General features: G+C 70.8%; 16 protein-coding genes. 12 read left to right on the top strand and 4 right to left on the bottom strand.

The features are described from left to right. The first annotated feature begins 54 nt into the window (after positions 1-54). From rfbD to folD, 11 genes are all read left to right on the top strand, one after another. Entirely contained in the window at positions 55-903 is an 849-nt protein-coding gene (gene rfbD / locus P0084_RS17850) for a dTDP-4-dehydrorhamnose reductase (protein WP_374213706.1), read from the top strand. Continuing rightward, positions 900-1,763, top strand: a complete 864-nt coding sequence (gene rfbA / locus P0084_RS17855) for a glucose-1-phosphate thymidylyltransferase RfbA (RefSeq protein WP_308918246.1) — start codon at positions 900-902, stop codon at positions 1,761-1,763. Before rfbD ends, rfbA begins: the two co-directional genes overlap by 4 nt. A gap of 37 nt (positions 1,764-1,800) precedes the next feature. Further along, the gene (locus tag P0084_RS17860) at positions 1,801-2,745 is read left to right on the top strand and encodes a KpsF/GutQ family sugar-phosphate isomerase (RefSeq protein ID WP_308918247.1); all 945 of its coding nucleotides are present in this window, start codon (positions 1,801-1,803) and stop codon (positions 2,743-2,745) included. 10 nt (positions 2,746-2,755) lie between these two features. Further along, a complete protein-coding gene (locus tag P0084_RS17865) occupies positions 2,756-3,544 on the top strand; it encodes a 3-deoxy-manno-octulosonate cytidylyltransferase (RefSeq protein WP_308918248.1) in 789 nt (262 codons plus the stop codon). Then, positions 3,544-4,395, top strand: a complete 852-nt coding sequence (gene kdsA, locus P0084_RS17870) for a 3-deoxy-8-phosphooctulonate synthase (RefSeq protein ID WP_308918249.1) — start codon at positions 3,544-3,546, stop codon at positions 4,393-4,395. The genes P0084_RS17865 and kdsA overlap by 1 nt, the downstream gene beginning before the upstream one ends. 69 nt (positions 4,396-4,464) lie before the next feature. Further along, positions 4,465-5,919, top strand: coding sequence for a mannose-1-phosphate guanylyltransferase/mannose-6-phosphate isomerase (locus P0084_RS17875; protein ID WP_308918250.1), 1,455 nt, complete (start codon positions 4,465-4,467; stop codon positions 5,917-5,919). 213 nt (positions 5,920-6,132) lie between these two features. Further along, on the top strand, positions 6,133-7,875 hold the full coding sequence (locus P0084_RS17880; RefSeq protein ID WP_308918251.1) for an NAD(P)H-dependent oxidoreductase subunit E: 1,743 nt from the start codon (positions 6,133-6,135) through the stop codon (positions 7,873-7,875). Further along, entirely contained in the window at positions 7,872-8,507 is a 636-nt protein-coding gene (locus P0084_RS17885) for a LysE family translocator (protein ID WP_308918252.1), read from the top strand. The genes P0084_RS17880 and P0084_RS17885 overlap by 4 nt, the downstream gene beginning before the upstream one ends. Next, positions 8,504-11,293, top strand: coding sequence for a formate dehydrogenase subunit alpha (gene fdhF, locus P0084_RS17890; RefSeq protein ID WP_308918253.1), 2,790 nt, complete (start codon positions 8,504-8,506; stop codon positions 11,291-11,293). The genes P0084_RS17885 and fdhF overlap by 4 nt, the downstream gene beginning before the upstream one ends. Before the next feature lie 10 nt (positions 11,294-11,303). Then, a complete protein-coding gene (locus P0084_RS17895) occupies positions 11,304-12,974 on the top strand; it encodes a formate--tetrahydrofolate ligase (protein WP_308918254.1) in 1,671 nt (556 codons plus the stop codon). After that, the gene (folD, locus tag P0084_RS17900; protein WP_308918255.1) at positions 12,974-13,930 is read left to right on the top strand and encodes a bifunctional methylenetetrahydrofolate dehydrogenase/methenyltetrahydrofolate cyclohydrolase FolD; all 957 of its coding nucleotides are present in this window, start codon (positions 12,974-12,976) and stop codon (positions 13,928-13,930) included. The genes P0084_RS17895 and folD overlap by 1 nt, the downstream gene beginning before the upstream one ends. Before the next feature lie 150 nt (positions 13,931-14,080). On the opposite strand, the gene P0084_RS17905 is transcribed toward folD, so the two are convergent. Continuing rightward, positions 14,081-14,920, bottom strand: coding sequence for a DMT family transporter (locus tag P0084_RS17905; protein ID WP_308918256.1), 840 nt, complete (start codon positions 14,918-14,920; stop codon positions 14,081-14,083). A gap of 116 nt (positions 14,921-15,036) precedes the next feature. On the opposite strand from P0084_RS17905, the gene P0084_RS17910 reads away from it, so the two are divergent. Then, positions 15,037-17,406, top strand: a complete 2,370-nt coding sequence (locus P0084_RS17910) for a DUF1989 domain-containing protein (RefSeq protein ID WP_308918257.1) — start codon at positions 15,037-15,039, stop codon at positions 17,404-17,406. Between the two features lie 362 nt (positions 17,407-17,768). On the opposite strand, the gene P0084_RS17915 is transcribed toward P0084_RS17910, so the two are convergent. The 3 genes from P0084_RS17915 to P0084_RS17925 form a co-directional block, all read right to left on the bottom strand. Beyond that, the gene (locus P0084_RS17915; protein WP_308918258.1) at positions 17,769-19,112 is read right to left on the bottom strand and encodes an NAD(P)/FAD-dependent oxidoreductase; all 1,344 of its coding nucleotides are present in this window, start codon (positions 19,110-19,112) and stop codon (positions 17,769-17,771) included. Positions 19,113-19,155: 43 nt separating this feature from the next. Beyond that, positions 19,156-20,490 (bottom strand): type III glutamate--ammonia ligase, encoded by a 1,335-nt coding sequence (glnT, locus tag P0084_RS17920; RefSeq protein WP_308918259.1) that lies wholly within the window; start codon positions 20,488-20,490, stop codon positions 19,156-19,158. Positions 20,491-20,555: 65 nt separating this feature from the next. After that, the coding region (locus P0084_RS17925; RefSeq protein ID WP_308918260.1) for an FMN-binding glutamate synthase family protein at positions 20,556-21,270 on the bottom strand (715 nt) is incomplete at its 5' end.

Consider the following 21,270-nt stretch of genomic DNA (forward strand, 5'->3'; position numbering starts at 1 on the left):
GTGGCGTCCCCTGCTGGACCGCACGGGCGTCGGCGAACGGTTGGGGGTCGGGTCGTGAACGCGGCCCGGATCCTGGCCACGGGCGCGGGCGGACAGGTCGGCGCCGAGCTGGCGCGCCTGGGGGTCACGGTCGTCGGGCGCGACGCGATGGACCTGTCGGACCCGGACACCTGCGCCGCCGCGATCCGCGACCGCGCGCCGGCGGCCGTCGTGAACGCGGCCGCCTATACCGCCGTGGACCGCGCCGAGAACGAGGAGGCGCTGGCGACCCGGATCAACGGGGACGCCCCTGGCGCCATGGCGCGGGCCTGCGCCGACCTTCGCATCCCGTTCGTCCACCTTTCCACCGACTACGTGTTCGACGGGGAGGGGGAAGCCCCGTGGGAGCCGTACGACCCGGTGGACCCGGTCAACGCCTATGGCCGCTCGAAGCTGGCGGGCGAGGACGCGGTCCGCGACGCGGGCGGGGCGCATGTGGTGCTGCGCACGTCCTGGGTGGTGTCGGCGCACGGGTCCAACTTCGTCAAGACGATGCTGCGGCTGGGGGCCGAACGGGACGCGCTGTCGATCGTCGCGGACCAGGTCGGCGGCCCCACGCCCGCGCGCGACATCGCAGGCACCTGCGTGCTGATCGCGGATGCGCTGTCGCGCGATCCCGTGCTGGCGGGGACGTACCATTATGCCGGGACCCCCGACGTCAGCTGGGCGGACTTCGCGCGCGCCGTCTTCGATGCGGCGGGGCTGGATTGTCGCGTGACGGACATTCCGACCGCGGACTATCCGACCCCCGCGGCGCGCCCCTTGAACTCGCGGCTGGACTGTTCGGCCACGCGGGCCGCCTTCGGGATCGCGCGACCCGACTGGCGCGGCGGCCTGACCCGTATCCTGGAGGATCTGCGATGAACCGGAAGGGGATCGTCCTGGCCGGCGGCTCCGGCACGCGGCTCTATCCGATCACGCTGGGCGTGTCGAAGCAGCTCCTGCCGGTCTACGACAAGCCGATGATCTACTATCCGATCAGCACGCTGATGCTGGCGGGCATCCGCGACATCGTGGTCATCACCACGCCGGAGGACGCGGCCCAGTTCCGGCGCACGCTGGGCGACGGCACGCAATGGGGCCTGCGGTTCACCTTCATCGAGCAGCCCAGCCCGGACGGTCTGGCGCAGGCCTATCTGCTGGCGCGCGACTTCCTGGACGGCGCGCCTTCGGCGATGGTCCTGGGGGACAACATCTTCTACGGCGCGAACCTGCCCGGGATGCTGGCCGCCGTGCCCGCGGACGGGGGCACGGTATTCGGCTATCACGTGGCGGATCCCGAACGATACGGCGTCCTGGGCTTCGACGCGGACGGCACCGCCACGCAGATCATCGAGAAGCCGAAGGTGCCGCCGTCGAGCTATGCGGTGACGGGCCTCTACTTCCTGGACGGGACCGCGCCGGACCGGGCCGCGCGGGTCCGGCCGTCCGACCGCGGCGAGCTGGAGATCACGACGCTGCTGGAAAGCTATCTGGCCGAAGGGGCGCTGCGCGTCGAGCGGATGGGCCGGGGCTTCGCCTGGCTCGACACGGGCACGCATGCCAGCCTGCTGGACGCGGGCAACTTCGTCCGGACGCTGACCGCGCGGCAGGGCCTGCAATCGGGTTGTCCGGACGAGATCGCGTTCCTGAAGGGGTGGATCGACCGGGACGGTCTGCGCGCGCGCGCGGACCTGTTCGCCAAGAACGAGTACGGCGCGTACCTGTCCCGCCTGCTGGACTGACGTTGCGCGCGCGCGCCTCGGAGCCTAGACGCCTCGGATGACCGACGCCTTGGAGACCGGACGGGACGTCCTGCGGACCGAAGCCGCGGCGCTGCACGCCATGGCGGATGCGATGCCGGACGGGTTCGCGGACGCGGTCGCGCTGATCGCCGGACTGTCGGGCCGGGTGGTGACGTCGGGCATCGGAAAATCTGGCCACGTCGCGCGCAAGATCGCGGCGACCCTGGCCTCCACCGGCACGCCCGCGCTGTTCCTGCACCCGTCGGAGGCCAGCCACGGCGACCTGGGCATGATCGCATCCGGCGACGCGGTCCTGATCGCCAGCAATTCCGGCGGCAACGCGGAGCTGGGCGACGTCATCGCTTATACGCGGCGGTTCGGGATCCCATTGCTGGCCATATCGTCCCGCCCCGATAGCGCGCTGGGCCGCGCCGCCGACATCCCCCTGATCCTGCCCCCCGCCCCGGAGGCGTGCGGCCTGGGCATGGTGCCCACGACGAGCACGACCATGACGCTGGCGCTGGGGGACGCGCTGGCCGTCGCACTGCTGCGCGGCCGCGGGTTCCGGGCGGAGGACTTCAAGGTGTTCCATCCCGGCGGACGCCTGGGCGCGCAGATGGCGCGGGTGGGCGACCTGATGCACCGCGACGTGCCCGCGGTGGCCTCCGACGCGCCGATGGCGGACGTGCTGCTGGCGATGACGTCGGGCGGGTTCGGGCTGGCCGTCGTGGTGGATGGGGCCGGCGCGCTGGCGGGGATCGTCACGGACGGCGACCTGCGGCGCAACATGGCGGGGCTGATGGAGCGGACCGCGGGCGCCGTGGCCACGCGCGACCCCGTCACGGCGAGCCCCGACATGCTGGCCGCGCGCGCGCTGGCCGTGATGAACGAGCGCCGGATCACGGCGTTGATCGTCCGCGACGGCGACGCCCCCGTGGGCGTCGTCCGCCTGCTGGACCTCCTGCGCGCCGGCGTGGCCTGAAGGAAGACCCATGAAGACAGCCATCGTCATACCCGCCCGCTTCCAGTCGAGCCGATATCCTGGAAAGCCCTTGGTCCCGCTCCGGCAGGCCGACGGGTCCACGAAGTCGCTGATCCGGATGACCTGGGAGGCGGCGGTGGCCATCGAGCGGGTGGATGCCGTGCACGTCGCGACCGACGACGACCGCATCGCGGACCACGCCCGCGGGTTCGGGGCGTCCGTGCTGATGACCTCGCCCGAGGCCCGCAACGGCACCGAACGCTGCGCGGAGGCTTCCGCGGGCATCGACGCGGATCTGATCGTCAACCTTCAGGGCGACGCGCCCCTGACGCCGCCCTGGTTCGTCACCGATCTGATCGACCGCATGGCGCGGGGCGGGGCCGACATGGCGACGCCCGTCCTGCGCTGCGACGGGCGCACCTATGCCATGCTGCGCGAGGACAGGCAGGCGGGCCGCGTCGGCGGCACCACGGCGGTGTTCGACGATCTGAACCGGGCGCTCTATTTCTCCAAGGAGGTGATCCCCTACATCGACCCCGCCAGGGTGCCGGAGGCCGACATCCCCGTGTTCCACCATGTCGGATGCTACGCCTATACCCCGGAGGCGCTGCGCGCCTATGTCGACTGGCCCGAATCCGACCTCGAACGGGTGGAAGGGCTGGAGCAGCTGCGCTTCGTAGAGCACGGGGTCCACGTCGCCTGCGTCGAGGTGGACGCGCGGGGCCGTACCTTCTGGGAGCTGAACAACCCCGAGGACGTGTCCCGCATCGAGGCCGTCCTGGTGGAGGAGGGGTCGTGATGGACGCCATCGCGTCCCGGGTCATCGACGTCGGCGGCATCCCCGTGGGCGGCATGGAGCCGTTCGCGCTGATCACCGGCCCCTGCCAGCTGGAAGGCCTGGACCACGCCCGGATGATGGCCGAGCGCATCGCCGAGGCCTGCGCGCCGACCGGAACGCGCTGGTTGTTCAAGGCGAGCTACGACAAGGCCAACCGCTCGTCGCTGTCCTCCACCCGCGGCCTGGGGATGCAGGAGGGGCTGCGCGTGCTGGACGCCATCCGGTCGGAGTTCGGCTGCCCCGTGCTGACGGACGTGCACCTGCCCGACCATTGCGCGCCGGCGGCGGAGGTCTGCGAGGTGATCCAGATCCCCGCCTTCCTGTCACGCCAGACCGACCTCCTGCTGGCGGCGGGCGAGACGGGGGCCGCGATCAACGTCAAGAAGGGGCAGTTCCTGGCGCCCTGGGACATGGCCAACGTCGCCGCCAAGATCGCCAGCACGGGCAACGAGCGCATTCTGCTGTGCGATCGCGGCACGTCGTTCGGCTACAACACGTTGGTCAGCGACTTCCGCGGCCTGCCGGTGATGGAGGCGACGGGCCATCCGGTGGTCTTCGACGCGACCCATTCGGTGCAGCAGCCCGGCGGGCAGGGCGCGACGTCGGGCGGGCAGCGGGAATACGCGCCCGTGCTGGCGCGCGCGGCCTGCGCCGTGGGCGTGTCCGGCCTGTTCATCGAAACGCACCAGGATCCCGACAACGCCCCGTCGGACGGTCCGAACATGATTCCCGTGGACCGCATGGGCGATCTGATCGCCGCGCTGCGGGCCTTCGACGACCTGCGCAAGGGGCGGACGTTCACCGACCGTTGACACCGGCGTCCTAACCTCGCCATCACCCGCCACGGCCGTCCTGGCGAACAGACAAGATGGAGTCCCCGCATGAGCCCCGCCGACGCCCCGCCCAGCCTGTCCGACGTCCATCCGGTGATCCTGTGCGGCGGTTCGGGCACGCGGCTGTGGCCCCTGTCGCGCAAGTCCCGCCCGAAGCAGTTTGCCGCGCTGATGGGGGACACCACGCTGTTCCAGGCCAGCCTGGCGCGGGTGCAGGGCGACGGCCTGCGCGCGCCGGTCGTGGTCACGGGCGAGGATTACCGCTTCGTCGTGCTGGAGCAGCTGGACGAGGCCGGCGTGTCGCCCGAAGCCGTGCTGGTCGAGCCCGCCGCCCGCAACACGGCCCCCGCCGTGCTGGCCGCCGCGCTCCTGATCGCCGCCCGCGACCCGGACGCCCTGATGCTGGTGCTGCCCTCCGATCACGCGATCCCCGACGACGCGGCCTTCCGCGCCGCGGTGGGGCAGGGGGTCGGGGCCGCACGCGACGGACGCCTGGTCACCTTCGGCATCCGCCCCGACCGCCCGGAGACGGGGTACGGCTACCTGAAACTGTCCGATCCGGACCAGCCGGACGGCCCCCAACCCTTGCGGGGCTTCGTCGAGAAGCCCGACGTCGAGCGGGCCGCCGCCATGGTGGACGGGGGCGGGCACCTGTGGAACGCGGGCATCTTCCTGTTCCGCGCCAGCGCCTTCGTCGATGCGGTCCGCGCGCATGCCCCCGAGCTGCTGGACCCCGTGTCCCGCGCCGTCGACGCCGCGAAGGGGGATCTGGGGTTCCAGCGTCTGGACGCCGAAGCTTGGGCGGGCGCGACCGACATCTCGGTCGACCATGCGGTGATGGAGCGGGCCGACAACCTGTCGGTGGTGCCCTTCGCCGGTCGCTGGTCCGATCTGGGCGACTGGCAGGCCATCTGGCGCGAAAGCGGTGGGGCCGATGCGCAGGGCGGCACGATCACGCGCGGCGACGTCACCGCCATCGATTGCGAAGGCAGCCTCCTGCGGGTGGAGGGGGACAACCGCGTCCTGGTGGGGGTGGGCCTGACCGACGTCGTCTGCGTCGCCATGCGCGACGCGATCCTGGTCGCGGACCGCAACCGCGTGCAGGACGTCAAGCTGGCCGTGTCGCGGATGAAGGCCGAAGGCCTCCCCCAGGCCGACCAGCATGCCGTCGATTATCGGCCCTGGGGGCATTACGAATCCCTGGTGGTGGGCCAGCGGTTCCAGGTGAAGCGGATCGTCGTCCATCCGGGCGCGCAGCTCAGCCTGCAGTCCCACCACCACCGGTCGGAGCATTGGATCGTGGTCCAGGGCACGGCGAAGGTCACCGTGGACGACGACGTCCGGCTGATCAGCGAGAACCAGTCGGTGTACATACCCCTGGGCGCCGTCCACCGGATGGAGAATCCGGGCAAGGTCGACATGGTCCTGATCGAGGTCCAGACCGGCACCTATCTCGGCGAGGACGACATCGTCCGCCTGGAGGACGCCTACGCCAGGGAGTGATCGCGCTCCGCCGTCGCGATCGGGAGGGTGGGCGTCGAATTATCGCCACCGCGGCACGCCCCGGCGTCTAGCGTCCGCCTGCCGGGGGCGGGTGCACGGACGTCGTGCAACCGTCGGGTCCGGCGCATCGACCGACGGCGGGGTGACTTTCCGGTTGCTTCGTTTTGCCCAACATGAATATTTGTTGAACCAGGGTGAAGGGGAGGGACGGACATGCTCGACGGCAGGCAACCCGACGCGCCACGCGGCGGACGGCGCCGCGGACGTACCGCCCCCAAGGGGCGTCAGTACGACGACGATGCCCTCGCGGAGGTCCGCGCGCTTCTGGGCGACTGTCCCCGCCGCCGGGACCTCCTGATCGAGTTCCTGCATCTGGTGCAGGATGCCCACGGCCACCTCTCCGCCCGCCACCTGCGCGCCCTGGCGGAGGAGCTGCGGCTGCCCATGGCCGCGGTGTGGGAGGTCGCGACCTTCTACGACCATTTCGACCCCCTGCGGGAAGACGACCCCGTCCCCCCCGCGCTGACCATCCGGGTCTGCGACAGCCTGTCGTGCGAGATGGCGGGCGCGCAGGCGCTGATCGCGGCGCTGCGGGACGGGACGGACCCGGATGCCGTGCGGGTGGTCCGCGCGCCCTGCATGGGTCGTTGCGACACCGCCCCCGTGGCGGAGGTCGGTCATGCCCATGTCGATCGCGCCACGCCGCAGGCCGTGCTGGACGCCGCGAGCGCGGGCCACGTCCACCCGACGATCCCGGACTATCAGACGCTAAACGCCTATCGCGGGGACGGCGGCTACGCGGAACTGGTGCGCCTGCGCGCGGACGGGGACTGGGCCGCGGTCCAGGACGCGGTCGCCGCGTCCGGCCTGCGGGGCCTGGGCGGGGCCGGCTTTCCGTCGGGCAAGAAGTGGGGCTTCGTCCGGGCCAATCCCGGCCCCCGCCTGATGGCCGTGAACGGCGACGAGGGGGAGCCGGGCACGTTCAAGGACCGCCACTACCTCGAACGCGAACCGCACCTGTTCCTCGAAGGCATGTTGATCGCCGCCTGGGCGGTGGAGGCCGAGCGCGTGTACCTTTACATGCGCGACGAGTACCCCGCCGTGCTGGAGATCCTGCGCCGCGAGATCGCCGCGCTGGAGGAGGCGGACCTTATCGCGCCCGGGTACGTGGAGCTGCGGCGCGGCGCGGGCGCCTACATCTGCGGCGAGGAATCCGCGATGATCGAGTCGATCGAGGGCAAGCGCGGCCTGCCCCGCCACCGGCCGCCCTATGTCGCGCAGGTGGGGATCTTCGGACGGCCCACGCTGGTCCACAACGTCGAGACCCTGCACTGGATCGCCCGGGTCGTGCGCGAGGGGCCGCAGGTCCTGTCGGCGCACGAACGCAACGGGCGCCGGGGCCTGCGATCCTATTCCGTATCGGGACGCGTGAGGGATCCGGGGGTCCACGTCCTGCCCGCGGGCTCCACGATCGCGGACGTCATCGACGCGGCGGGCGGCATGGCCGACGGACACACGTTCGCGGCGTATCAGCCCGGGGGGCCGTCGTCGGGGCTGCTGCCCGCATCGCTGGACGACGTGCCCTTGGACTTCGACACGCTGCAGGCGCACGGGACGTTCATCGGATCGGCGGCCGTCGTGGTGCTGTCGGACCGTGACAGCCCGCGGGCCGCCGCCCTGAACATGCTGCGCTTCTTCGAATCCGAATCCTGCGGGCAATGCACACCCTGCCGCGTCGGCTGCGGCAAGGCCGTCAAGCTGATGGAGCGCGACGTCTGGGACGCGGACACGCTGTCCGATCTTTGCGACGTGATGGCCGACGCCAGCATCTGCGGGCTGGGCCAGGCCGCGCCGAACGCCATCCGCCTGACGCTGAAGCATTTCGGCCCCGGCTTCGCGGACGCGCCCTCGCCCGGCAACTATCCCACCGACCAGGCCCTGGAGGGACGGACATGATCGAGGCGTTCGTCCTTACCTGGCTGGGCGTCCTCGCGGCGCAGGCCTCCCCTGGCCCGAACCTGGTCGCCGTCGCGTCCGTGGCGCTGGCCGAAGGGCGGCGGCCGGCCACCATGGTCGTCGCGGGCATCGCCGCGGGCATGCTGGTCTGGTCCCTGGGCACCACCTTCGGCCTGGGCGCCCTGGTCGCGGCCTTTCCCCTGTCGCTCCTGGCGATGAAGCTGGTGGGCGGGGGCTATCTTCTGTTCCTGGGGCTGCGGGCGGCGCGCGCCACGTGGCGGGGCCGGTCCGCCGCCATCCGGCCCGACCACGGCGCCCTGACGGACGGAGCGGCCTTCCGGCGCGGGCTGCTGGTGGTGCTGACGAACCCCAAGGCCGTGCTGATGTGGGCGGCGGTGGCCACGTTCCTGTTCGGCCAGGGGCTCGGCTCCGTGCAGGTGCTCGCCTTCGGTCCCGTCGGCGCCCTGTCGGGCTTCGCCGTCTACGGCACCTATGCGTGGCTCTTCTCGACGGGGCTGGCGGGCCGCACCTACGTGCGGTTCGCGCGATGGGTCGAGGGGGCGTTCGCCGCGGCCTTCGGCGTCATGGGGGGCAGCCTGATCCTGTCCGGTCTGCGGGAGGCGCGGCAATGAAGGACACCCTGGACATCGCGACGGTCACCCTGACGCTGGACGGCGCGTCCGTCACGGTCCCGCAGGGGACGACGATCTGGGAGGCCGCGCATGGCCGCGGCCTGACGATCCCGCACCTGTGCCACAAGCCCGCGCCCGGCTACCGCCCGGACGGCAACTGCCGCGCCTGCATGGTCGAGGTGGAGGGCGAGCGCGTCCTGGCGGCCAGCTGCATCCGCGAGGTCGTGGACGGCATGGTCGTGCGCACGGACACCGACCGGGCCCGGAACGCCCGCGACACCGTGGTCGAGATGCTGCTGGCCGACCAACCGGCGAAGGCGGAGGCGCACGACCGCGACGGCCGGTTCTGGGACGTGGCCGACGCGGCGGGTCGGTCCGCCGGGCGCTTGCCGGCGAAGGACCGCGTGCCGTTGCTGGACGACAGCCACGTCGCGATGCGCGTGAACCTGGACGCCTGCATCCAGTGCGGCCTGTGCGTGCGTGCCTGCCGCGAGGTGCAGGTCAACGACGTGATCGGCATGTCGGGGCGCGGGCACGACAGCTATCCCACGTTCGACTTCGCCGATCCGATGGGCGACAGCACCTGCGTGGCCTGCGGCGAATGCGTGCAGGCCTGCCCCACGGGCGCGCTGGTGGAAACGACCATGGTGGACGCCGCGCAGCGTGGCGGTGGCGACGACTGGGACGCGGAAACGAAGACCGTCTGCCCCTTCTGCGGCGTCGGCTGCCAGGTCAGCCTGAAGACCCGCGGGGACCGCATCGTCCGCGTCGACGGCATCGACGGTCCCGCGAACGAGGGCCGTCTCTGCGTGAAGGGGCGGTTCGGCTTCGACTACGTCCACCACCCCGCGCGGTTGACGAAGCCCCTGATCCGCCGCGACGACGCGCCGGCGAAGGGCTTGAACGTCGACCCCTCGGACCCCCTCACCCACTTCCGCGAGGCTACGTGGGAGGAGGCGCTGGGGGTCGCGGCCCGCGGCCTGCGCGGACGGGGCCGGCAGGTCGCGGGCTTCGGGTCGGCCAAGTGCACCAACGAGGAGGCGTACCTGTTCCAGAAGTTCATCCGCCAGGGCTTCGGGCACAACAACGTCGATCACTGCACCCGGCTCTGTCACGCCTCCAGCGTCGCCGCGCTGCTGGAGAACGTCGGCTCGGGCGCCGTCACGGCGACCTTCAACGAGATCGAGAACGCGGACGTCGCCATCGTCATCGGCGCGAACCCGGTCGAGAACCATCCCGTCGCGGCGACCTACCTCAAGCAGTTCGCGGCACGCGGCGGCACGCTGATCGTGATGGACCCGCGCGGCCAGGCCCTGAAGCGCCACGCCACCCACATGCTGCAGTTCCGCCCCGGCGCGGACGTGGCGCTCCTGAACGCGATCATGCACGTGATCGTCGACGAGGGGCTGGTTGACCGGCAGTACGTCGCCGGCTTCACCGAGAACTGGGCCGAGCAGGAGGCCCACCTCGCGGGGTTCGCGCCCGAGGGGGTGGAGGCGCTGACCGGCATCCCCGCCGAACGGATCCGCGCCGTCGCCCGCGCCTTCGCCGGCGGCCGGGCGGGCATGATCTTCTGGGGCATGGGGATCAGCCAGCACGTCCACGGGACCGACAATTCCCGCTGCCTCATATCGCTCGCGCTGATGTGCGGGCATGTGGGGCGGCCCGGCACGGGGCTGCACCCGCTGCGGGGGCAGAACAACGTGCAGGGGGCCAGCGACGCGGGGCTGGTCCCGATGTTCCTGCCCGACTATGCCAGCGTCCTGTCGGACGACGTGCGGGGGCGTTACCGCGACGCCTGGGGCGGGACGGAGGTCCTGGCTGAGAAGGGCCTGACCGTGACCGAGATCATGGACGCGGTCCATGCCGGCGACATCCGCGCGATGTACGTGCTGGGCGAGAACCCGGCCATGTCGGACCCCGACCTGACCCATGCCCGCGCGGCCCTGGCGATGCTGGACCACCTGGTTGTGCAGGACATCTTCATGACCGAGACGGCGATGTTCGCCGACGTGATCCTGCCGGCTTCGGCCTTCTTCGAGAAGGCGGGCACCGTGACCAACACCAACCGCCAGGTCCAGATGGGACGCCCCGCGCTGCCGCCTCCGGGCCAGGCGCGCGAGGATTGGCGCATCGTGGTGGACCTGGCGCGCGCCTGCGGGCTGGACTGGCGCTACGACCACCCGCGCGAGGTCTTCGCCGAGATGGCCGCGCTGATGCCGAGCCTGGCGAACATCACCTGGGACCGCCTGGCCACCGAAGGGGCGGTCACCTATCCCAGCCTGTCCCCCGACGATCCGGGCCAGCCCATCGTGTTCGGGGACGGCTTCCCGCGGGACGGGGGCCGGGCGCGGTTCACGCCCGCCTCGATCGTCCCGCCGGACGAGCAGCCGGACGCCGCGTACCCCATGGTCCTGACCACGGGCCGGCAGCTGGAGCATTGGCACACCGGCACCATGACCCGGCGCTCGCGCGTGCTCGACGCCGTCGAGCCGGAGGCCAACTGCTCGCTCCATCCGTCCACCCTGCGCCGCCTGGGCGTCGAGCCGGGCGGCCAGGTGCGGCTGACCACGCGCCGCGGGGCCGTCACCTGCCTGGCCCGCGCCGACCGCGCCGTGGCCCCCGACATGGTGTTCCTGCCCTTCGCCTACGTCGAGGCGGCGGCCAACATCCTGACCAATCCGGCGATCGACCCCTACGGCAAGATCCCGGAGTTCAAGTTCGCCGCCGTGCGCGTCGAAGCGGCCGCCGACGCGGCCGACCCCCAAACCCACGCAGCGGAGTGAGACGCGCGCCATGACCACCGACATCGAGATCGCGCGCGCCGCGACCAAGAAGCCCATCCGCGAGATCGGCGAGGCCCTGGGCATCCCGGAGGCCGACCTCCTGCCCTACGGCCACGACAAGGCGAAGGTCGGGCAGACCTTCATCGACGGGCTGGAGGGGCGGCCCGACGGCAAGCTCATCCTCGTCACGGCGGTGAACCCGACGCCGGCGGGAGAGGGCAAGACCACCACGACGGTGGGCCTGGGCGACGGGCTGAACGCCATCGGCCGGAAGGCCATGATCTGCATCCGCGAGGCGTCGCTGGGCCCCAACTTCGGCATGAAGGGCGGGGCCGCGGGCGGCGGCTACGCGCAGATCGTCCCGATGGAGGAGATGAACCTCCACTTCACCGGCGACTTCCACGCCATCACCTCGGCCCACTCGCTCCTGTCCGCGATGATCGACAACCACGTCTATTGGGGCAACGAGTTGGAGATCGACGTCCGCCGCGTGCAATGGCGCCGCGTGGTAGACATGAACGACCGCGCCCTGCGCAACGTCACCCTGTCGCTGGGCGGCGTGGCGAACGGGTTCCCGCGCGAGGGCGGCTTCGACATCACGGTCGCCTCGGAGGTCATGGCCTGCCTGTGCCTCGCGCGCGACCTGTCCGACCTGCAACGCCGCCTGGGCGACATGATCGTCGCCTACCGCCGCGACCGGACGCCCGTCTTCTGCCGCGACATCAAGGCGGACGGCGCGATGACGGTGCTCCTGAAGGACGCGATGCAGCCCAACCTCGTGCAGACGCTCGAGAACAACCCCGCCTTCGTCCACGGCGGCCCGTTCGCCAACATCGCGCATGGCTGCAACTCGGTCATCGCCACCAAGACCGCGCTGAAGCTGGCGGACTACGTCGTGACGGAGGCCGGCTTCGGCGCGGATCTGGGCGCCGAGAAGTTCATGAACATCAAATGCCGCCTGGCGGGCCTGCGGCCGTCCGCGGTGGTGCTCGTCGCCACGGTGCGCGCGATGAAGATGAACGGCGGCGTGGCCAAGGGCGACCTGGGCGTGCAGGACGTGGACGCCGTGCGGAAAGGCTGCGCGAACCTCGGCCGCCACATCGAGAACCTGAAGTCCTTCGGCGTTCCCGTCGTGGTCGCGGTCAACCATTTCTCCGGCGACGCCGACGCGGAGGTGCAGGCGGTGCAGGACTACGTCGCCACCCAGGGATCGGAGGCGATCGTGTCGCGGCACTGGGCCGACGGCGGCAAGGGCGCGGAGGCCCTGGCCACCCGCGTCGCGGAGATCGCGGACAGCGGCGTCGCCAACTTCGCGCCGCTCTATGGCGACGACCTGTCCCTGATGACCAAGATCGAGACCATCGCCAAGCGCATCTACCGCGCGGACGAGGTCCTGGCCGACAAGAAGATTCGCGACCAGCTCAAGCTTTGGGAGGAGCAGGGCTACGGCAAGCTGCCGGTCTGCATGGCCAAGACGCAGTATTCCTTCTCGACCGACCCCGCGCTGCGGGGCGCGCCGACGGGCCATTCCGTCCCCATCCGCGAGGTTCGGCTCTCCGCTGGCGCGGGCTTCGTGGTGGCCGTGTGCGGTGAGATCATGACGATGCCCGGCCTGCCCCGGACCCCCGCGGCCGAGACGATCGGCCTGAACGAGGACGGACAGGTCGTGGGGCTGTTCTGATGGCCGACGTCCAGGGCGCATCGCGCACCGTCACCCCGCCCGGGGCGGAGGGGCCGAACGGCGCCGCCGTGATCGACGGCAAGGCCTTCGCCGCCCGCATCCGCGGCCAGGTCGCGGACCACGTCGCCCGCCTGAAGGCCGACCACGGCGTCACCCCGGGCCTCGCCGTCGTCCTGGTCGGCGCGGATCCGGCGTCAGAGGTCTATGTCGGCCACAAGCACAAGGCCACCCTGGAGGTCGGCATGACCTCGTTCGAGCATCGCCTGCCCGCCGACGTCCCGGAGGGGGAGCTGTTCGCCCTGATCGACCGGCTGAACGCCGATCCGGCGGTCCACGGCATCCTGTGCCAGTTCCCCGTCCCCGACCACCTGGACGAACGCCGCACGGTGGCGCGCATCGACCCGGGCAAGGACGTCGACGGCCTCAGCGTGGTCAATGCGGGCCTTCTGGCGACGGGGGGCGACGCCCTGGTCAGCTGCACGCCGCTGGGCTGCCTGATGCTGCTGCGGGACCGCCTGGGCGACATGACCGGCCTGGACGCCGTCGTGATCGGGCGGTCCAACCTGTTCGGCAAGCCCATGGCGCAACTGCTGCTGCGCGAGAACTGCACCGTCACCGTGGCCCATTCCCGCACGCGGGATCTGGCGGCCGTCTGCCGCCGTGCCGACATCCTCGTGGCCGCCGTGGGACGGGCCGGGATGGTGAAGGGCGATTGGATCAAGCCGGGGGCGACCGTGATCGACGTGGGCATCACACGCCAGCCGCATCCCGACAAGCCCGGCAAGACCCGGCTGACGGGGGACGTGGACTTCGCGCAAGCCGCCGGGGTGGCGGGCGCCATCACGCCGGTCCCGGGCGGCGTCGGTCCCATGACCATCGCCTGCCTGCTGGCCAACGCCCTGACTGCCTGCTGCCGCGCGCACGGGTTGGATGCCCCCGAGGGCCTGACGGCGTAAGACAGGTACGGGTCATCCCCGGGCTCGACCCGGGGACCTCCCGCACGGATACGACACCGCGCCCCGGGCCTGACCCGGGGCCGCCATCCACATCACGGGACAGTGGCAACGGGCCGATCACGGTCCCGGGTCAAGCCCAGGACGCTTCGCTCACAACCCCAGCGACGCGATCGCCCCGAACACCACCACCACCGCGCCCCAATGCAGCGGCTTCAGCCGCTCCCGCAGGAACAGGGCCGCCAGCACCACGGTCACCAGCCCGAAGGTCGATGCCGCCACGGCGGCGTATTCCGGGTTCTCGAACGCGCCCGCGCCGGTGACGCTGGCCAGCGCGATGGCGTCCAGCGTGCCCATCAGCGCCAGCAGCGGGACCATCGCCCGGCCCGGGATCATGCGCACCCGCAGGGCCAGGCCCACGGCCACCACGACCGCCAGCGCGGCCAGGCGGGTGGGGGCCTGAAGGGCCAGTTCGCCCCCTTCGCTGCTTGCGGCCTGACCGATGGCGAAGGTGGCCGCGAACAGCGTGCCCGCAGCGACCGACCACCCGACCGCCTGTCCCCGCGACGCGCCGTCCGTGCCGTCGTCCGCGCTGGCCGCGACATAGCCCACGCCCGCGATCACCACGAAGACGGCCAGCCAGTCCCAGACCGCGATGCCGCCGCCCGTCGTGGCGGCCCAGGCGACCGACAGGATCGGATAGGCCCCGATGATCGGTGCCACCAACCGGACGGGGCCGATGGAGAACGCCTTGTAATGCGCGATCCCCGCCAGCCCGAACAGCACGCCCGACACGATGGCCAGCGTATAGGCATCCGCCCGCCCCGGTGCCTCCGCCGACCACAGGCCGACGGGCACGGCCAACAGGAGTCCCGTCGTCAGGACCGCCACCAGGGACGCGAAGATGCCGGTCTTCTGGCTGACCTGCCGCACGCACAGGTCGTGCAGACCCCACGCGAAGGCGGCCACCAAGCCGAACGTCAGGCTGGCCATGGGGGTGCTCCGATGCGGTCTCGGGTTGCCCGATCGGCGGGACCGGCATATTCTTTGGATGCAACTTTTATTCCGCTGATGCAAACTCGCGGAATGCCATCCCGGGGGAGGGGGCGATGCTCGACGAATATCCGACGGTCTCCGGCCCGCCCCGTCCCAGCCGCATCCACGAGGCTGCGGCCCTGTCCCTGCCGCCTGGCACGGAACGGTACGAGGTGCAGGGTTGCGGCGCGGTCCTCCTGCGGCTGGAAGCGGGCGACGTCCTGACCGTGTCGAACGTCGAGGGCCGCCAACCCTGCGAGATCGTCGTCGCCGACCCGGACGGACGCGCGATCGACCTGCTGGATCGGTCCGCCGATGGTCCGGCCGATGGCCTGCGCCGCCTGCTGGCCGGTCCGGACCGGTCCCTGCGCGGCCTTCGGATGGGGTTGCAGGCCCGCGGCATGGACCCGGCCGCCCTGCGCGCCATCCGACTGTTCGAAGGCACGACGCCGGCGGGCACCGAACAGGCCTTCACGGCGCAGTCGGACGGCGTCGCCGTGATCGCCGCGCCCCATCCCACCGGAGCCATGGACTTCGAAGCGCAGGACACCGCCTCGCCGCTCGCGGTCACGATCAGGCGCGCCACGGTGATGCGGCCCCGCCGCTTCGCCCTGCCGGACCCCCTGGCCGACCCGGTGGACGACATCCGCATCCATTCGGCGACCGCGCGCAGCTATTTCGTGAAGGCGGGCGACTACATCCAGATCCAGGACGTCGACGGGCGGCAATGCACGGACTTCCAGTGCTTCGCCGCGCGCAAGCTGGACCGGGGCGTCGAGCATGCGCTGGACGTGACGACGACGCGCACGCTGATGGGCCATGCCTATCCCATGCCGGGGCTGCACGCGAAGTACTACGATCAGGACTTCCTGCCCCTGGTGGAGGTCGTGCAGGACACGTGCGGGCGGCACGACGCCTTCGCCATGGCCTGCGCCGCGAAGTACTACGACGACCTGGGCTATCCGGGGCACGTCAACTGCACCGACAACTTCAACGCCGCGCTGTCGGATCGCGGGGTCGCGGCGCGGCCGGGCTGGATGGCGGTCAACTTCTTCTTCAACACGGCCATCGACGCCCACGGCGTCCTCGTGGCCGACGAGCCGTGGTCGCGGCCCGGCGACTACGTGCTGCTGCGGGCGCTGACGGATCTGGTCTGCGTGTCCTCCGCCTGTCCGGACGACACGTCGGCGGCGAACGGATGGGACCCCACCGACATCCACGTCCGCACCTATGACGGGGGGGAGGATTTCGGGCGTTCCATCGCCTTCCGCGCCACGCCCGACTCGGAGCCGAAGATGACCAAAGAGACCGGCTTCCACGCGAAGTTCGCGCAGCACACCCGCAACTTCGTCGAATACAACGGCTATTGGCTGGCCAACTGCTTCGCGCAGGCGGGGCCGCTCGACGAGTACCGCGCGTGTCGCGAGGCCTGCGTGGTGCTGGACCTGTCGCCCCTGCGCAAGTTCGAGGTGACGGGCCCGGACGCCGAAGCCCTGTGCCAGTGGGTGTTCACCCGGAACGTCGCCAAGCTGCCCGTGGGCGGCGTGGTCTATACGGCGATGTGCTATCCCCATGGCGGCATGGTCGACGACGGGACCGTGTTCCGCCTGGGCCGCGACAACTTCCGTTGGATCGGCGGGACCGATTACGGCGGCGAATGGATGCGCGAGCAGGCGGAGGCGCTGGGCCTGAAGGTCATGGTCCGGTCGTCCACCGACATGCAGCACAACGTCGCCGTGCAGGGACCGACGAGCCGCGACCTGTTGCGCGAAATCGTCTGGACCGCGCCGCACCAGCCGCGACTGGACGAATTGGGCTGGTTCCGCTTCACCCCCGCCCGGATCGGGGGCGAGGCCGGAACGCCGATCGTCGTGTCGCGCACCGGCTATACCGGCGAGCTCGGATACGAGATCTTCTGCCATCCCGGGCGCGCGGACGAGGTGTTCGATGCCGTCTGGACGGCGGGCCAGGGCCACGGGATCAAGCCCATGGGGTTGGAGGCGCTGGATATGGTCCGCATCGAGGCGGGGCTGATCTTCGCGGGCTACGACTTCTCGGACCGCACGGATCCGTTCGAGGCCGGGATCGGGTTCACCGTGCCGCTGAAGTCGAAGCCCGACGACTTCGTCGGGCGGGACGCGCTGATCCGCAGGAAGGAACACCCGACGCACAGGCTGGTCGGCCTGGACATCCACGCGAACGTCGAGGTCGGGCACGGGGATTGCATCCATGTCGGGCGCGCGCAGGTGGGCGAGGTGACGTCCGCCATGCGCTCGCCGCTGCTGGGACGCCAGATCGCGATGGCGCGGGTCGACGTGACCTATGCCGATGCGGGGACGGCGCTGGAGGTCGGAAAGCTCGACGGCCACCAGAAGCGCCTGCCCGCGACGGTGCGCGCGGATCTGGCGGCGTACGACCCCCAGAAGACGCGGCCCCGGTCCTGATCGGGCCGGCCGCTGCGGCGCCGCCGCCGCCCGGGGGCCGGGGACGGACGACGAAGGGCGGCCGCGCAGCGTCTGCCGAAGCGCGGCCATGCATCGAACGCCACCGCGCGGCAAGCCCCCCCCCGCGCCGGGGGGGCCGTATGCCGCCCCGTATGCACGGGGGGTGTACGGGGGGTGTACGGGGGGTGCATGGGACGATCTGACGCGACTGGGGATGCATCGAATGCACCGCACCCGCGCAACCCCCTCATCCCGCTGGAAGAAATCCCGATGCGTCGGATTCGATGCAAACGGTCCCCGTTCGCCCCGCGTTCGGGCATAGGACACCACCACCGAACCGATGCCCCGAACCGGATCCCGGGTCAGTTCCGGAGGTACGCCTCCAGGCTGTCGTCCATCGCGTCCTTCCAGGGCGTGTGGTGCTTCGGCGCCATGGTCCCGGTCATCACGGACCGATAGCCGTTGTCGCGGAACGTCATGATGCCCTGCTTCTTGTGGCCCTTCCATTCCTTGAACGCCTGGCAGGCCCCTTCGACGTCGAAGTCCGGATAGTCCGTCTCCGCGATCAACTCCTTGACGTAATCGCCCTGGTACCAGATCGCGTCGTAGTCGGTCTCGCCCGCATCCTCGCGCGCGACCCGGTCCTCGACGTCGGCCTCCATCGCCGCGCGATCGGGCAGGGCGATGCGGCCCATGATCACGTCGCGCACCCACCACGCCTGGGCGTCGAACATGTTGAAGGTGAACCACTGGTCCTGCATGCCCAGGTAGAACAGCTTGGGGTTGGGCACGAAGCACACCCCCTTGTAGAGCATCGCGGTCGCGAGCCGGTTCGCCGTCCGAAGCCGGAGGTCGTCGGCCATGAACGGGAAGTGGTGCTGGTACCCCGTGCACAGGACGATGGCGTCCACGTCCCGGCTGGTGCCGTCCTTGAAGTGCGCCGTCCGCCCCTCCACCCCGGTCAGCAGGGGCACCTCGGCCCAGTTGTCCGGCCAGTCGTACCCCATCGCGGCGGTGCGGTGGCTGACGGTGATCGACCTGGCGCCGTACTTCCAGCACTGCGAGCCGATGTCCTCCGCCGAATAGCTGGTGCCCACGATCAGGATGTCCTGCCCCTCGAACTCCACCGCGTCGCGGAAGTCGTGGGCGTGCAGGATGCGGCCGGGGAACGATTCGAACCCGTCGAATTGCGGGACGTTGGGCGTGCTGAAATGGCCGGTCGCGCAGATGACGTGGTCGAACGCCTCCGTGGTCTGGGCCCCCGACGGCAGGTCGCGGACGGTGACGTGGAACAGTCCCGCCGCGTCGTCGTACTCGACGTGCTTGACCGCCGTCTCGAACCGGATCCAGTCGCGCACGCCCGCCTTCTCCACCCGCCCTTCGATATAGTCGAACAGGACCGCCCGGGGCGGATAGCTGGCGATCTGCTTCCCGAAGTGCTCCTCGAACGTATAGTCCGCGAATTCCAGCCCTTCCTTGGGGCCGTTGGACCAGAGGTAGCGATACATCGAGCCGTGCACCGGCTCGCCGTACTGATCGACCCCGGTGCGCCAGGTATAGTTCCACAGCCCGCCCCAATCGGCCTGCTTCTCGTAGCAGACGACGTCGGGGACGTCCGCGCCCTGCGCGGCGGCGGACTGGAAGGCGCGCAGCTGCGCCAAACCGGAAGGCCCGGCGCCCAGCACGGCGATGCGTTTCTTGGTCATGGTCGTTCCCCCGTCGTCGTCGCGTGTCCCCGGTCGCCGGGGCTTAGATGTCCAGCGTGTTGTCCTTTTCCCATTGGGAGAAGTGGGAGACGTAGCTGTCCCATTCCCCCTTCTTCATCTTCACGTAGGAGCGGGAGAACTCGTCCCCCATCGTGGAGGCGAGGACGCGGTCCTTCTCGTAGGCACGCACGGCGTCCAGCATGTTCAGGGGCAGCTTGGGTGCGTCGCGGACCTTGTGGCCGTCGGCGTACATGTCGATGTCGTGGCGCTTGCCCGGGTCGGCGTTCGTGCGGACGCCGGACAGGCCCGCGGCGATGATGACGGCCTGGAGCAGGTACGGGTTCGCGGCGCCGTCGGGAAGGCGAAGCTCGAACCGGCCGGGGCCGGGCACGCGCACCATGTGGGTGCGGTTGTTGCCGGTCCAGGTCACCGTGTTGGGCGCCCAGGTGGCCCCCGACGTGGTGCGCGGCGCGTTGATCCGCTTGTAGCTGTTCACCGTGGGGTTCGTGATTGCGGCCAGCGCGCTGGCATGCTTCATGATGCCGCCGAGGAAGGCCCGGCCCTTGTCGGACAGGCCCAGCTCGGACGTCTGGCTGCCGGGCGCCGGGTCGATGGCGAAGACGTTGGTCCCGGCCGCGTCGCCCGGCGCGTCCCAGACGCTGATATGGGCGTGGCAGCCGTTGCCGGTCAGCCCCTCGACGGGCTTGGGCATGAAGGTCGCGCGGAAGCCGTGCGCCTCGGCCACGGACTTGGTCATGAACTTGAAGAAGGAATGCTTGTCGGCCGTCCGCAGCGCGTCGTCGAACGCCCAGTTCATCTCGAACTGGCCGTTCGCGTCCTCGTGGTCGTTCTGATAGGGTCCCCAGCCCAGGTCGAGCATGTAGTCGCAGATCTCGCGCACCACGTCGTAGCGGCGCATCACGGCCTGCTGGTCGTAGCAGGGCTTCTCCGCAGTGTCGTACTCGTCGCTGATGCGGCTGCCGTCGGGGGTCAGCAGGAAGTATTCGGCCTCGATCCCCGTCTTGACGTGCATGCCTTCGGCCGCGGCCTCGTCCACCAGGCGGCGCAGGACGTTGCGGGGGGCCTGGGCCACGTCCTCGCCCTCCATGACGCAATTGGCCGCGACCCAGGCGACCTCTGGCTTCCAGGGCAGCTGGATGACCGACGACGGGTCGGGGACGGCCAGCATGTCGGGGTGGGCCGGCGTCATGTCCAGCCAGGTGGCGAAGCCCGCGAAGCCCGCGCCGTCCGCCTGCATCTCCGCGATGGCCTGCGCGGGCACGAGCTTGGCCCGCTGGCCGCCGAACAGGTCGGTGAACGAGATCATGAAGTACTTGACGCCGTTCTTGCCGGCGAACTTTGCGAGGTCGGTGGTCATCGGCTCTTCCCTGTCGGTCCCGTCGAAAGGGCCGGCGCCATGACGGCCCGGCCCTTCGTGTCGTGTCAGTAGGTCGTGCCCGGCTTGCCGGGATACCAATCCGTGCCCGCCAGGGGGATCTTCGCCATGGCCGCGGCCTCCATGGTCAGGGCGCACAGGTCCTCCGGCTCCAGGTTGTGGAGATGGTTCTTGCCGCAGGCGCGCGCGATGGTCTGCGCCTCCAGGGTCATGACCTTCAGGTAGTTGTTCAGCCGCCGCCCCCCTTCCAGGGGGTCGAAGCGCGCCATCAGCTCCGGGTCCTGGGTGGTGATGCCGGCGGGGTCGTTGCCCTCGTGCCAGTCGTCGTAGGCGCCCGCGGTCGTACCAAGCGCGTTGTACTCCGCCTCCCACCGGGGGTCGTTGTCCCCCAGCGCGATCAGGGCGCCGGTGCCGATGGCCACGGCATCCGCGCCGAGCGCCATGCACTTGGCCACGTCGGCGCCATGCCGGATGCCGCCCGACACGATCAACTGCACCTCGCGGTGCATGTCCAGATCCTGCAGGGCGCGCACCGCTTCGCGGATGCATGCGAGGATGGGTTGGCCCACGTGTTCGATGAACACGTCCTGCGTGGCCGCCGTGCCGCCCTGCATCCCGTCCAGCACGACGACGTCGGCGCCCGCCTTCACCGCGAGCGTCGTGTCGAAATAGGGCCGCGCGCCGCCCACCTTGACGTAGATCGGCTTCTCCCAGCCCGTGATCTCGCGCAGCTCGAGGATCTTGATCTCCAGGTCGTCGGGG

Origin of the sequence: Jannaschia maritima, from assembly GCF_030973515.1 — a bacterium.
Taxonomy (GTDB): domain Bacteria; phylum Pseudomonadota; class Alphaproteobacteria; order Rhodobacterales; family Rhodobacteraceae; genus Jannaschia; species Jannaschia maritima.